Origin of the sequence: Mesorhizobium australicum WSM2073, from assembly GCF_000230995.2 — a bacterium.
Classification (GTDB): Bacteria; Pseudomonadota; Alphaproteobacteria; order Rhizobiales; family Rhizobiaceae; genus Mesorhizobium; species Mesorhizobium australicum.
The window spans coordinates 5,394,100-5,406,497 of sequence record NC_019973.1 but is presented as its reverse complement, the minus strand read 5'-3'; the positions used below and the strand labels follow the sequence as shown (position 1 = coordinate 5,406,497).

Below are 12,398 nucleotides of genomic sequence, written 5' to 3'. Positions count from 1 at the left end.
CCGTAATTTCCGGGGCTATCGCCGTCACAGCTGGGTGACGGCGACCAGTCCCTCGTCCGGCACCGACACCATCCGGTTGCGCAACGGCTTGCCGAATGTCTGTGCCTGGATTTCATACTCGTCGCCGGAAGCCGTCTTGACGCCGGAGGCGTAGCTCATCACCGCCGCTCCGAAGAAATAGGCGTGCAGGTCGCCCGCCCTGCGGTGCATCGGGTAGCGGAAATGGAAGTGTTCGAGATTGGCGATCGAATGCGACATGTGCGCTTCGCCCGACAGGAATTCCTGTTCCCAGATAACAGTGCCGTCGCGCAGAATGCGGGAATGGCCACGCACTTCTTCGGGCAGGTCGCCGATCAAAAGCTCCGGTCCGATCGAGCAGGAGCGGAGTTTCGAGTGGGCGAGATAAAGGTAGTTCTCGGCCTCCGTCACATGGTCGGAATATTCGTTGCCCAGCGCATAGCCGATGCGATAAGGGCGGCCATCCGGCCCATTGAGGTAAAGGCCGACGATCTCGGCTTCTTCGGCGCCGGCTTTCGCGAAGGCAGGCATCGGCAGATCGGCGCCAGGCGGCACGACACAGGTGCCGACGCCCTTGAAGAACCATTCGGGCTGGATGCCGATCTTGCCGGCGCCGGGCTTGCCCCCGTCCAAGCCCATGCGGAAGATCTTCAGCGAATCCGACTCCTCGGCGTCCTCGCCATGGGTCAGCACATGCATCTTGTCGCGCGCGGCGGCACTTCCCGTGTGGGTGAGGCCGGTGCCGGTGACCAGGAAGCGCGCCGGTTCCGGATGGTCGACGGGAGCGAGCACGCGGCCATCGCGCAGCAGTTCGCCATAGTCGATCGTGGCCGCAGCCGTCCGCTTCTCGACCAGCGCCGCGATCGACGCACCCTGGGCGATCGCCGCTTCGGCGAGCTCCAGCACGGTGCTTGTCTTGTCGAGTAGATACAGGCGATTGCCGTCGTCATCGGAAACGCGGCCGACCCGCCTGCCGCCGTCGATCGTTGTGTACTGAACAAGACGCATGAAATACCCTTCTTCCCTAGAGGCCGTACCGGGTCACACCCAGCCCGCGTCGACGATGAACTGTTGGCTCGTGCACATCAGGCTGTCGTCGGCGGCGAGGAACAGCGCCATGCGCGCAATGTCGGATGGCTGCAGCCGGTCGGGCAGGCACTGCCGCTCCGCGATCTGGCGTTCGCCGGCGGGGTTCAGCCATAGCCGCATCTGGCGCTCTGTCATCACCCAGCCAGGCACCATGCAGTTGACGCGGATGCGCTCGGGGCCGAGTTCGCGGGCCAGCGCCCGCGTCATGCCGTAGACAGCGGCTTTCGCGGTGACATAGGCAGGGCAGTCGGGATCGCCGACCATCCAGGTAATGGAACCGAAATTGATGATCGAGCCGCCGCCCAGCGAGCCCATTTGCGGGCGCACCGCCTGGGCGGCGAAGAACTGGTGGCGCAGATTGACCGCCATGCGGTCGTCCCAATAGGCCACCGTGACGTCCTTGGTCTGGTGGCGGTCGTCATTGCCGGCATTGTTGCACAGCGCCTGGATCGGACCGTTGTGCCGCATCGCCTCGACGGTCGCCGCCTGCAGCTGCTCGACATTGCGCAGGTCGCAGGGAATGAACAGCGGCGCGGCATGCCCTTCGGCCGCGATCGCATCGACCAGGCGCCGTGAAGGCTCCTCGGCCAGATCGACGAAGGCGACGCGGCTGCCTTGCGCGCAGAAATGGCGCACCAGGCTTTCGCCGATGCCGCTGCCGCCGCCGGTTATGAACACGCTGCGGCCCTTCAGGCTGGGGTAGGTCGCGTAGCTGCCGATCTGATCCGTCATCGCGCGCCTCTCTAATGGGAATGCCGGGGGATGCCGGCATCGCGCCGGCCGACGAGAAAGTCGAAGTCGCAGCCCTTGTCGGCCTGCAGCACGCGCTCGACATAGAGGCTCTGGTAGCCGCCCTCCGGCGGCTCCGGCGGCTTCCAGTCACGCCGGCGGATCGCCAGTTCCTCGTCCGAAACCAAAAGCTCGAGACGGCGGCCGGCGACGTCCAGCTCGATGAGGTCGCCGTCGCGCACCAGGGCCAGCACACCACCGGCCGCTGCCTCCGGCGCCACATGCAGCACGACCGTGCCGTAGGCGGTACCGCTCATGCGCGCGTCCGAAATGCGCACCATGTCGGAAACGCCTTCTCTGAGCAGCTTGGCTGGCAGCGGCATGTTGCCGACCTCGGCCATCCCGGGATAACCGCGTGGTCCGCAATTCTTCAACACCATCACCGAGGAGGCGTCGATATCCAGCTCCGGATCGTCGATGCGGGCATGGTAATGCTCGATGTTCTCGAAGACGACCGCCTTGCCGCGATGCTGCATCAGTTCGGGCGTTGCCGCGGACGGCTTGATGACGGCTCCGTTGGGCGCCAGATTGCCACGCAGGATCGAGATGCCGCCCTCCTTGGTCAGCGGCTCGCGCAGCGGCCGTATGACCTCACGGTTATAGTTGGGCGCGCCGTCGATCAGTTCACCGATGGTCTTGGCGCTGACGGTCATGGCGTCGCGATGAAGAAGCCCCACTTCATCAAGCGACGCCATGACCGCAGCTAGCCCCCCGGCATAGTAGAAATCTTCCATCAGGAACCGGCCCGACGGCATCAGGTCGACAATGGTTGGCACGCCGCGGCCAAGGCGGTCCCAGTCATCGAGGCCGAGATCGACACCGACCCGGTTGGCGATGGCGATCAGATGCAGCACCGCATTGGTCGAGCCGCCGATCGCGCCATTGACGCGAATGGCATTCTCGAAGGCTTGCCTGGTAAGGATCTTTGCAATCGTCACGTCGCGGTGGACAAGATCGACGATCTGCCGTCCGGCCAACTGGGCAAGCACGCTTCGGCGCGAATCCACCGCCGGGATCGCGGCGTTGTCGGGCATGCCGATGCCGAGCGCCTCCACCATGCTGGCCATGGTCGAGGCGGTGCCCATCGTCATGCAGCTGCCGGCCGACCGGCTCTGGCCCTGCTCGGCGGCAAGGAAGTCGGCGACCGGCATGCGGCCGGCCTTGACCTCCTCGGCGAATTTCCAGACATGCGTGCCCGAGCCGATATCCTGTCCGCGGAACTTGCCGTTCAGCATCGGCCCACCGGAGACGGCGATGGTCGGCAGGTTGCACGAGGCAGCCCCCATCAAGAGCGCCGGCGTGGTCTTGTCGCAACCGACAAGTAGGATGACGCCGTCGATCGGATTGCCACGGATGGATTCCTCGACATCCATGCTGGCCAGGTTGCGAAACAGCATGGCGGTGGGGCGCATGTTGCTCTCGCCCAGCGACATCACGGGAAATTCGAACGGCAGGCCGCCGGCCTCATAGACGCCGCGCTTGACGTGATCGGCGAGCGCCCGCAGATGCGCATTGCAGGGGGTCAGTTCCGACCACGTGTTGCAGATGCCGATGACCGGGCGGCCGTCGAAAGCGTCAGCGGGAATGCCCTGGTTCTTCATCCAGCTGCGGTGCATGAAAGCGTTCTTGCCTTCACCGCCGAACCAGGCTTCCGACCGCAATTTGCGTTTGGTCTCGGTCACGATTGCAGGCCCCGCTCGTTGCGGCGTTTGTTGCGGTTCTCGACGCTGCGGCGCACGTCATCCTCGGCATTGTCGATAAGCACCAGCAATGCCTTTTGCGCGCCGGCGGCGTCGCCGTCGGCAATCTTCTCGGCGACTTCCCGGTGCAGCGGCAAGGAATGGCGCTGCCCTTCCGGATTGTCGTTGGAGAGGCGAAAGCTCATTACCAACGCGGTCTCGACCAGTGCGGCCAGCGAGCCGATCAGCTCGTTGCCGGTCATGCGCAATATGGTCTGGTGGAACACCAGATCGGGCTTGGCGAAGCGGTCTCCGTCATCGCTCAGTGCTTCCATTTCAGCCAGCGCTGCATGGATTTCGGCGATCTGAGCCGGCGTCGCACGCTGCGCGGCAAGGGCCGCCGACATCGGCTCGATGGCGCGGCGCAGTTCAAACAGCGCCCGCACATCCTCCGCACTGACACCGCCGGTATAGCGCCAGGACAGGACGTCGGGGTCGAGGAAATTCCAGTCGGCGCGAGGACGCACCCGCGTGCCGGTCTTCGGCCTGGATTCGACCAGCCCCTTGCCCGCCAGGACCTTGATCGCCTCGCGCAGCACTGTGCGGCTGACCCCCAGCATCTCGCTGGAATCGTCGGCATTGGGCAGCGCCTCGCCGGGCAGGAAGTCGCCTTGCACGATGCGCAGCCCGATCTGCTCGACGACGGTGGCGTGCAGCGCGGTGGAGCCGCTGGAAACCGCGACCGCGACTCGTGACGTGCGGGCTGTGCTGAATGATTTTCTATTCTTCATACTATTCATATGATATGTCTTATAGGCGTGGGGATTGGAGTCAAGGGATTGGGGGAGTGCCGATGACAAAGAATTTCGCTGTGGCCGTCGCGCAGTACACGGAACTGGTCTCGATCAGCGACGGCATCGCGACGGTTGAAATTGCTCCCGCCGCTGGTGGAGCGCTGGCGTCGTATCGATGGTGGCGGGATGGTTCGGCCGTGGATTGGCTGCGTGCGGCTCACCCAGCGGCGATCGGCCGTGGCGATGCCGGCGCCATGGCCTGCTTTCCGCTCGTGCCCTATTCCAACCGCATAAGGAATGGCCGCTTTGAATTCGCGGGGCGCCCCATTCAATTGCCGACGGCCCCGGACGATCCACATCATGAGCACGGCCATGGCTGGCGTCACCCGTGGGCCGTCGTGAGCCATGAAGCGAGCATGATCGTCCTGCGCTATCGCCACGCCGCCGATTCCTGGCCATGGAGCTACGAAGCCGAGCAAGTGATCTCGCTGGCCGAAGGCAGGCTTTGCATGACCATTACCATGCGCAACCTGTCGGACGCGCCGATGCCGGTTGGCCTCGGTCTCCATCCTTACTTCCCGTCGACACCGTGGACGCATGTCCAGGCACGGGTATCAGGCATGTGGGAAACCGATGCGGAGGTGCTGCCCATCCGGCATGTCCCGCCGCCCGTGGGGGCCGATCCATCCATCGGCTTTGACGTATCGGAAGTGGAGTTCGACACGGTCTTCACCGGATGGGCGCGCCGCGCCCGGATTACCTGGCCCGAACACGGGCGGCAGCTGGACATCGAGGCAGAGGCGCCGCTCGACTTCCTCGCCCTCTACACGCCGCCGGGCGAACCGTTCTTTTGCGCCGAGCCGGTCAGCAACATTACCGATGCTTTCAACCGGAGGGGCGACAAGGAGATCGACACCGGTTGCATTGTGCTGGCCCCTGGCCAGAAACAATCCGCCAGCGTCCGCCTCATACCGTCGCTGGCTGTTTGATCTTCGCCGCGACTTGCCCGAAGCGAGGCCGTTGCAGAACGGATAGTGCTGGCCCGGGTCCTCGATCGTCACCCAGCGCAAATCGGTGAATTCGGCGATCGAGGCCTTGCCGCCGAAGCAACCATAGCCGGAGCCCTTGACGCCGCCGCTGACGCGCATCGCGATCTGGCGTTGCGCCGCATCACGTGCGCCCTAGTGCCACAGCCATGAAAGTCGGGATCAGCCGGTTGCGCTGGCATAGATGTCGAGAACGTCCGTCACGCCTGCGATGAGGAGTTCCCTGGCCTTTGGCGCGACGGATCCGCTCGCTACCGCGCTGTCGAGGCGGCCGAGATACTGGCTGATCAGGGGTGAGGGGATGTCGCGCTCGCCCAGCGCCTGCATCAGCGCGTTCACGGCCTGCCGCGCCGCCGGCGCAGGCCAGTAGTAGCGGATACGATCGCTGTAGGAAAAATGCCGCTCGATCCGCTGCTCGGCCTCAGAGCCGTGATAGTAATTCTTCCAATTGCCGGGCGCCGCCAGCATGACGCGCTCCATGGCCGCCGGCAGGCTTTCCCGCGATGGGTCGGGAACCAGAATGTCGGCGATATGGCTCAGACCATAGAGGGCTTCGCGCAGCGCGAAGGTCAGCCAGGGCCCGACCTTGAGTATGGCAAAACCGTCGTCGACCAGCGCGCTCAACGCCGCAGTGGGCTGGTAGTCGGTCGAGTGGGCCTCGAAGACGAATTGCGGCAGGTCTCGCAGCGTGCTGGCAAGCGCCCGGGCGCGTTCCGGCCGGTAGGCGATGACCTCGGCATTGCCGAATTCGACGCCCGGCTGCACGACGACGCCGATCGCCCGCGAGAAAGCCTGGTCGAGGCCGCGCCGGCTGAACGCATCGCGGTGGATGCGAACCGTCTCGCCCGCGGCCTCCGGTGTCGTCACCGCCAGATGGTCCATGGCCTCCTGTGCGCCGCCCGGCACCGGCACTTCCGTGCCGATGACATAGACAGGCGTGGTGCCGCCTGTTCGTTCAACCGCGGCCTCCGCCACCTCGGCCAGTTCGGCGGCGCGCGCGGCGATGGTGGCGTCGGGCGGTGCCGCGCCTTCGCCGGCGCAGCCCATGCTGGCGTCCAGGTGGATCTTGGTGAAGCCGGCCTCGGCATAGGCATCCACCATGCGTGCGGCTTTTTCCATCGCCTCGGGCGCCGGCAGGTGCTTCCAAGGATTGGGGCCCAGATGGTCGCCGCCGAGCACCAGCCTGTCCAGGGGAAAGCCGGCCTTGCCGGCGATCGTCTCGACGAAGCGGCGGAAATCGCGCGGTGTCATGCCGGTATAGCCGCCCTCGTGGTTGACCTGGTTGCAGGTGGCCTCGATCAGCACATCGGCGCCGCGCGCCTTGCCGTGGCGCAGCGCCGCTTCGACGACCAGCGGATGGGCCGAGCAGATCGAGGCGATGCCACAGCGTTCGCCGGCCGCACGGCGCGTGGCGATGCTAGCCAGTCGATCGGTCGCCTGGCTCATGCCGGTGCTCCGGTCCGGGCGGTCTCGATGAACGCCTCGACGGCGGCGAGCGAGGCGATGCCTTCCATTGGTCCCTTCTTCGTCACCGCCAGCGCGCCGCAGCCATTGGCTATTCGCAGCGCCCTTTCCGGTGCCTCTCCACGCAGCCAGAAGGAGACAAAGGCCGCGGTAAAGCAGTCTCCGGCGCCGGTCGGATCGATTTCCTCGACGACGAAGCCGGGTGAGGCTGTGCGCCCCGACTGGTCGTAGTGGACGGCGCCCTGCGCGCCCTTCTTGACGACGATAGTGGAGATGCCGCGGTCCAGCATTTCGCGTACCGCGCTTTCCTCGTCGTTTGCCTCAGCGAAGGTGAAGAGTTCCGGCCCGCTCGGCAGGAACACGTCGGCCTTTGACAACACGAAGAGCAAGGCGTCGCGCATGCCCGGTAGATCGAGCATCTCCTTGCGGATGTTGGGGTCGAAAGAGACCGTGCCGCCGCGCATCTTGACGGCTTCGATCCCGTTGCGGGCAATTTCGATCACCTCGGGCGAGAACAGCGATGTCCCCATGACGTGAAAATGGTCGGCGCCGGCCAGCAGCGCGCGCGCTTCCGCGCCCATCTCGATCAGGCCGGCGGCACTCTGCTTGATGTTGTAGACGAAGTGCCGGCTGCCATCGCTCTCATAGGTGACGAAGGCGGTTCCGGTCGCGGCACCCTGATGGACGGTGATGGCCGAGATGTCGGCGCCGTCGGCACGCAGGCGCTCGATGTTCAAATGGCCGAAATCGTCGTCGCCCACTGCCGCGATCAGCCCCGCCGGCTGGCCGAGCCGCGCCGCCTGATCGACGAAGATGGCGGGAGCGCCCGAGGGAAACGGACCGACCAGCGGGCCGGGAGCGCGAAAACTCTGGCCGATCCGCTCGGCCATGATCTCGACCAGGATCTCGCCGGCACAAACCAGTTTCTTCATGTCCTCACCATCTGCCGGACGGACGGCCTCCGCTTGGCCAGAAATTCCTTTATCCGTGCATGTTCAAAACCTAAGTTGTCGTTTTCGGAGCGTCAATAAATAATTTGACGTGCGCAATGCTTCTGCGTTGTACTGGAAACCGTGGAAATTTGACTGAATAAGTTGGCTCAAGCAATGCTGCCTCACCGCGACGATCGCAAGACTGATTCTCGCCAGAGCGTTAAGGCTGGCATCGAGGATAAGGGGCCTGAAATATAGATGGCGGAAAAGACCCACCGGACGATGGATGATTTCGCCAGGGCGTCCGGCGTTTCGCGGCCGACCCTGTCGAAGTATTTCGACGATCCGGCCAGCGTGAAGCCGGCGACCCGGGCGCGCATCGAGGCGGCGCTTAGTTCGTCCGACTATCAGCCGAATGTTTTTGCCCGCAACCTCAACCGCAAGCGCACCCGCAATGTCGGCATCGTCGTACCGGCGATCACCGATCCGTTCTACGCCGAGATGGTCAGCCGCATCGAACGGCGCTGTCGCGACGAAGGGTTTTGGCCGATCGTCATCTCCTCGCACGGTTCGCCGAAACTGGAGGCGGAATCGGTCAGGACGCTGATGTCGCTGAAGGTCGCGGGTGCTATCGTCGCGCCCTTGGGCTTGGTCTCCGAACCCGGCGTCTTCGAACGGATGAGCGAGGACATCCCGATCGTCTATTTCGACACCTATATCGAAGGCGACACGCCATTCGTCGGGAATGACAACCACCAGAGCACCTCGACCATCGTCGATTATCTCTGCCGGTCCGGCGAACCGCCTGTCTATGTCGACATCCCGCACGTCAACCACAATTCGGGCGAACGCCTGCAGAGCTATATCGACGCGATGCAGGCCGCGGGCCTGGAGCCCACCGTTCTCAAGGCGGCGGGCGACTATAGCTGGGACTTCGAGCGCATCGGCCACGAATGGATGGACAGGACGCTGGAGAAAGGCGGCCTGCCGGCCCGCACGCTGCTCTGCGCCAATGACCGTCTCGCCTTCGGTGTGATGGCGGCCGCCTTTTCGCGCGGGCTGAAGATCGGCCGCCGCGCCGATTGCGATTTTCGCGTCGCCGCCCACGATGATCATCCGTTGAGCCGCTACACCTGTCCCGCGCTGACCACCATGGCACAGGACTTCGCCGCCATGGCCGGCCGCAGCGTCGAGATCCTGCTGGCGTTGCTGGACGAGGCCGATCCGTCCGGCCATGATCTGGCGCGCAACGTCAAGCTTGGCGCCACCCTGGTGATGCGTCAGTCGGCCTGAGTGATCGGCTCCGGCGTCTGTAGGCGGAGCCAGGCCGCCGCCTCGCTTACCGTTTGCCGCGCGGCCAGGATGTGGCGGCCCATCGAGACGAAGCCGTGGATCTGACCCGGCCAGTGTCGCAACGCCAGCGGCACTCCGTCGGCGCGCAGGCGCTCGGCATAGGCCGTGCCTTCGTCGGCAAGGATGTCGTGGCCGGCGATCACGACGAAGGCCGACGGTGCGCCGGCGAGGCTGGAGGCCAGCAGCGGCGATACGCGCCAGTCCGCGATATCATCGGGCGTTCGCACATAGTGGTCGCGGAACCAGGCCATGGTGGCGGCGGTGAGTCCGAAGCCTTCGCCGAAACGCCGGTAGCTGTCCGCCGTCTGGCGGGCATCGGTGTTGGGATAGATCAGGATCTGGGCGGCGAGCGGCGGCGCCAGCCTGTCGCGGGCGAGCAATGCCAGCACGGCGGCAAGGTTGCCGCCGGCACTGTCGCCAGCGACGGCAATACGGGTAGGGTCGATGCCGAGTTCTCCAGCGGCCATGAAGCGCAGCGCTGCCGCGCAATCCTCGAGCCCGGCGGGAAACTTGTGCTCCGGCGCCAGCCGGTAATCGGGACAGACGACGACGGCGTTGCCGAGATTGGCCAGCCAGCGGCAGATATCGTCATGCGAGGAGAGATTGCCGATCACCCAGCCGCCACCATGCAGATAGAGCACGGCGCGCGCCCCCGTCCGCGGCGCGCCGATACCGCGATGGATGCGGATCGTCACCGGGCCGTTCGGCCCGTCGATCTGCTGCTGCTCGGTTGCCGCGACCGGCTCGTGCTCGCCCTGCAGCGTCGGGAACGAAGCGTTGTACGTGGCCCGCGCCGCCGCGACGCTGTCATTCTCGAAGGGTTCGCCGCCGGCGGCACGGCCGATTTCCAGGGCACGCAGCGCATCTGGGTCGAGCGTCATCGTCATCTCCGTCAAAGCAATTCCAGGAAAAGTGTGCAGCGGTTTTCCGTCCGGAATTGCGTGAAACAAGGAACGCTTAGGCGAGCAGGCCGCGCGCCTCGTCTTCGCCAAGCAGGGCCGGCTGGACGACGTCACCTGCTATGGCGACCGGACTTTTCGTCTCGCCCGAATGCAGGATCGCTTCCATGATCTCCAGCACATGCAGCGCCAGATTGCCGGAAGCGCGGGGCGTCGCGCCTGTCTGCAGCGAACGCACCAGGTCGGCGACGCCGAGCATGCGGTAGTTGGCGCGGTCGGGCGCCGCGTAAGGCCAGTTGCAGGCGCCGTAGAGTTCGCCTTCGCTGGCGAAATCCTTCCAGTCGGCGCCGCGTTCCGACAGCGACACCGTGCCGCCGAACGTATCCGGGTCGGGCAGCCGCAGCGAGCCTTCCGTGCCGTGCAGTTCGATCGGATGATTGGAATGCCTGAAGACATCCCATGACGCGCCGAAAGTGACGGTCGCGCCGGAGCGGAATTCGAGCAGCGACAGCACACTGGTCGGCGTGCCGACCTTGAACTTGGTGTTCTTGAACGGCCCTTCGGCCGTGATCAGGCGTTCCTCTTGGCCGCGTGTCACCATCGCCATGACGCGTGCGACCGGGCCGAGCAGATTGACCAGCATGGTCAGATAATAGGGACCCATGTCGAACACCGGGCCGCCGCCCGGCTGATAATAGAATTGCGGGTTGGGGTGCCAGCGCTCCATGCCGCGCCCCATCATGAAGGCGGTGCCGGTGACAGGGCGGCCGATGGCGCCCTCGTCCATCAGGCGGCGCGCTTTGCGTCCGGCTGCGCCAAGGAAAGTGTCCGGAGCCGAGCCGAGCAGCAGGCCGCGTTTGGCCGCCTCCGCCACCAGGCGGCGGCCGTCGCCGGCCGAGGTTGCGAGCGGTTTTTCAGTGAAGACATGCTTTCCCGCCGAAAGGGCGGAGAATGAAATATCGAAATGCGCCGCCGGAATGGTCAGGTTGAGGACGAGGTCGATCTCGGGATCGGCCAGCAGCGCATCGACGTCAAGGGGCCGGATACCGTATTCCTTGGCTCGCAGCGCCGCCATCTCGGCTGAAATATCGGCGCAGGCGCGCAATTCGATGCCGCCGAAAAGCGCGGCATTGCGCAGGTACGTCATCGAGATGTTGCCGCATCCGATGACACCGATGCCGAGTTTGGCTTGTGAGTTTGCCTGCATTCTGTCGTACCTCCCAATGCGATCACGTCTGCCCGATCGTCGCGACGGTGCCGGATCGGGCTCGAAATGGCTATACAACGTTTTAAATATTGACGCGCGTAAAATTTTTATAGAACATGCGGAAATGCTGGTGCGGTGTCGGGAGGCTGCTGGCCCTGGGAGGAGAAAATGACGGACATGAAAACCGGCCGATCGCGGGCGCCGAAGCCCGCGGGTCATTCGGCCTCGGATATTTCGAGGGCGGCCAGGAATCGCGACGGGTTCAGGCATAGATCACCATGGCCCCGATCCTATCAAGCTGGCTGCGTATTGGACCGGGCAGGCCATCGTCGGTGATCACCACATCGACGCCCGACAGCGAAAAGGCCTTGGAGGTCCCGCTGACGCCCCATTTGCTCGAATCCGCCAGGAGGACAACGCGCCGGGCCATGCGCACGAGGATTCGCTTCGTTCGCGCCATGTCTTCGTTCACGTCGACCACATCCAGTGACGAGTCGATCGCATGCGCTCCGACAAAGACCTGATGCGCTACCAAGCCGCCGAGAGCCGTGTCGGCATCGGTAATCAGCGTGCTCACCGTGTCTGGATAGACCCGGCCACCGATCATGTGAACGTCGAGCCCGGGCCGATGCATCAGATGCTGCACGATATTCATCGCCGTGGCCGCGACCACGACATTGTTGAGCGGCGGTAGCTGCATGGCAACCTGCATCAATGTCGAGCCGCCGTCGAAGATGACCGACTGGTTGTCCTCGAACAGCTCTACCGCTGCCCGGGCGATGCGTTTCTTCGCATCGAGGTTGGTTTGCATCCGGCGGGCGAACGCGGCCGTGGTCGAATCCGTGGTCCGGGTCACCGCCCCTCCACGGGTCTTGGTCAGCAGTCCCTTGCGGTCCAGTATCTCGAGGTCGGAGCGGACCGTGACCTCCGACACGCCAAAATCGTCTGACAGGTCCTTGATGCGAACCTGTCCGCTGCGTTGCACCTCACACAGGATCGATTGGCGTCTCTGCTCTGACAACATTGCCTTGTCCTTGCCTCCATATGCCAAGCCCTGGCCTCGGCTCACGCTACCGAAAATACGCGAATTCGAAAGATTTCGAAAGATTGCATTTATCCTTTCTTTCG

Annotated in this window: 11 protein-coding genes; 2 read left to right on the top strand and 9 right to left on the bottom strand. The window is 64.6% G+C overall.

Translation table 11 applies throughout. The annotated features are described in order from the left end of the window. Positions 1-24: 24 nt before the first annotated feature. From araD1 to MESAU_RS25995, 4 genes are read right to left on the bottom strand one after another with little or no spacing between them, the layout of a single operon-like run. Positions 25-1,026, bottom strand: a complete 1,002-nt coding sequence (gene araD1, locus MESAU_RS26010) for an AraD1 family protein (protein WP_015319012.1) — start codon at positions 1,024-1,026, stop codon at positions 25-27. 33 nt (positions 1,027-1,059) lie between these two features. Continuing rightward, positions 1,060-1,839: an SDR family NAD(P)-dependent oxidoreductase gene (locus MESAU_RS26005; protein WP_015319011.1), complete on the bottom strand. Its 780-nt coding sequence runs from the start codon at positions 1,837-1,839 to the stop codon at positions 1,060-1,062. Positions 1,840-1,850: 11 nt separating this feature from the next. After that, the gene (locus tag MESAU_RS26000; RefSeq protein ID WP_015319010.1) at positions 1,851-3,578 is read right to left on the bottom strand and encodes an IlvD/Edd family dehydratase; all 1,728 of its coding nucleotides are present in this window, start codon (positions 3,576-3,578) and stop codon (positions 1,851-1,853) included. Continuing rightward, complete coding sequence (locus tag MESAU_RS25995) at positions 3,575-4,375, bottom strand: FadR/GntR family transcriptional regulator (protein ID WP_224595545.1); 801 nt, start codon at positions 4,373-4,375, stop codon at positions 3,575-3,577. The genes MESAU_RS26000 and MESAU_RS25995 overlap by 4 nt, the downstream gene beginning before the upstream one ends. Before the next feature lie 53 nt (positions 4,376-4,428). Here MESAU_RS25995 and MESAU_RS25990 point away from each other — a divergent pair, with 53 nt between their 5' ends. After that, the gene (locus MESAU_RS25990) at positions 4,429-5,358 is read left to right on the top strand and encodes an aldose 1-epimerase (protein WP_015319008.1); all 930 of its coding nucleotides are present in this window, start codon (positions 4,429-4,431) and stop codon (positions 5,356-5,358) included. 219 nt (positions 5,359-5,577) lie between these two features. Here the strand turns inward: MESAU_RS25990 and MESAU_RS25985 are convergent, their stop codons facing one another. Next, positions 5,578-6,861: a D-tagatose-bisphosphate aldolase, class II, non-catalytic subunit gene (locus MESAU_RS25985; RefSeq protein WP_015319007.1), complete on the bottom strand. Its 1,284-nt coding sequence runs from the start codon at positions 6,859-6,861 to the stop codon at positions 5,578-5,580. Beyond that, a complete protein-coding gene (locus MESAU_RS25980) occupies positions 6,858-7,811 on the bottom strand; it encodes a tagatose kinase (protein ID WP_015319006.1) in 954 nt (317 codons plus the stop codon). The genes MESAU_RS25985 and MESAU_RS25980 overlap by 4 nt, the downstream gene beginning before the upstream one ends. Before the next feature lie 258 nt (positions 7,812-8,069). Here MESAU_RS25980 and MESAU_RS25975 point away from each other — a divergent pair, with 258 nt between their 5' ends. Further along, the gene (locus tag MESAU_RS25975; protein WP_015319005.1) at positions 8,070-9,104 is read left to right on the top strand and encodes a LacI family DNA-binding transcriptional regulator; all 1,035 of its coding nucleotides are present in this window, start codon (positions 8,070-8,072) and stop codon (positions 9,102-9,104) included. On the opposite strand, the gene MESAU_RS25970 is transcribed toward MESAU_RS25975, so the two are convergent. The 3 genes from MESAU_RS25970 to MESAU_RS25960 form a co-directional block, all read right to left on the bottom strand. Continuing rightward, a complete protein-coding gene (locus MESAU_RS25970; protein WP_015319004.1) occupies positions 9,092-10,045 on the bottom strand; it encodes an alpha/beta hydrolase in 954 nt (317 codons plus the stop codon). The genes MESAU_RS25975 and MESAU_RS25970 overlap by 13 nt on opposite strands. Before the next feature lie 76 nt (positions 10,046-10,121). Continuing rightward, positions 10,122-11,270, bottom strand: a complete 1,149-nt coding sequence (locus tag MESAU_RS25965; RefSeq protein WP_015319003.1) for a Gfo/Idh/MocA family protein — start codon at positions 11,268-11,270, stop codon at positions 10,122-10,124. Positions 11,271-11,532: 262 nt separating this feature from the next. Beyond that, positions 11,533-12,294: a DeoR/GlpR family DNA-binding transcription regulator gene (locus MESAU_RS25960; protein ID WP_015319002.1), complete on the bottom strand. Its 762-nt coding sequence runs from the start codon at positions 12,292-12,294 to the stop codon at positions 11,533-11,535. Positions 12,295-12,398: the final 104 nt, after the last annotated feature.

Excerpts from the sequence above, each read along its gene's own strand:
- MESAU_RS25970 (WP_015319004.1), bottom strand. The coding sequence starts at position 10,045 with ATGACGCTCGACCCAGATGCGCTGCGTGCCCTGGAAATCGGCCGTGCC.
- MESAU_RS26005 (WP_015319011.1), bottom strand. The coding sequence starts at position 1,839 with ATGACGGATCAGATCGGCAGCTACGCGACCTACCCCAGCCTGAAGGGC.
- MESAU_RS25980 (WP_015319006.1), bottom strand. The coding sequence starts at position 7,811 with ATGAAGAAACTGGTTTGTGCCGGCGAGATCCTGGTCGAGATCATGGCC.
- araD1 (WP_015319012.1), bottom strand. The coding sequence starts at position 1,026 with ATGCGTCTTGTTCAGTACACAACGATCGACGGCGGCAGGCGGGTCGGC.
- MESAU_RS25975 (WP_015319005.1), top strand. The coding sequence starts at position 8,070 with ATGGCGGAAAAGACCCACCGGACGATGGATGATTTCGCCAGGGCGTCC.
- MESAU_RS25960 (WP_015319002.1), bottom strand. The coding sequence starts at position 12,294 with ATGTTGTCAGAGCAGAGACGCCAATCGATCCTGTGTGAGGTGCAACGC.
- MESAU_RS25965 (WP_015319003.1), bottom strand. The coding sequence starts at position 11,270 with ATGCAGGCAAACTCACAAGCCAAACTCGGCATCGGTGTCATCGGATGC.
- MESAU_RS25995 (WP_224595545.1), bottom strand. The coding sequence starts at position 4,375 with ATGAATAGTATGAAGAATAGAAAATCATTCAGCACAGCCCGCACGTCA.
- MESAU_RS25985 (WP_015319007.1), bottom strand. The coding sequence starts at position 6,861 with ATGAGCCAGGCGACCGATCGACTGGCTAGCATCGCCACGCGCCGTGCG.
- MESAU_RS25990 (WP_015319008.1), top strand. The coding sequence starts at position 4,429 with ATGACAAAGAATTTCGCTGTGGCCGTCGCGCAGTACACGGAACTGGTC.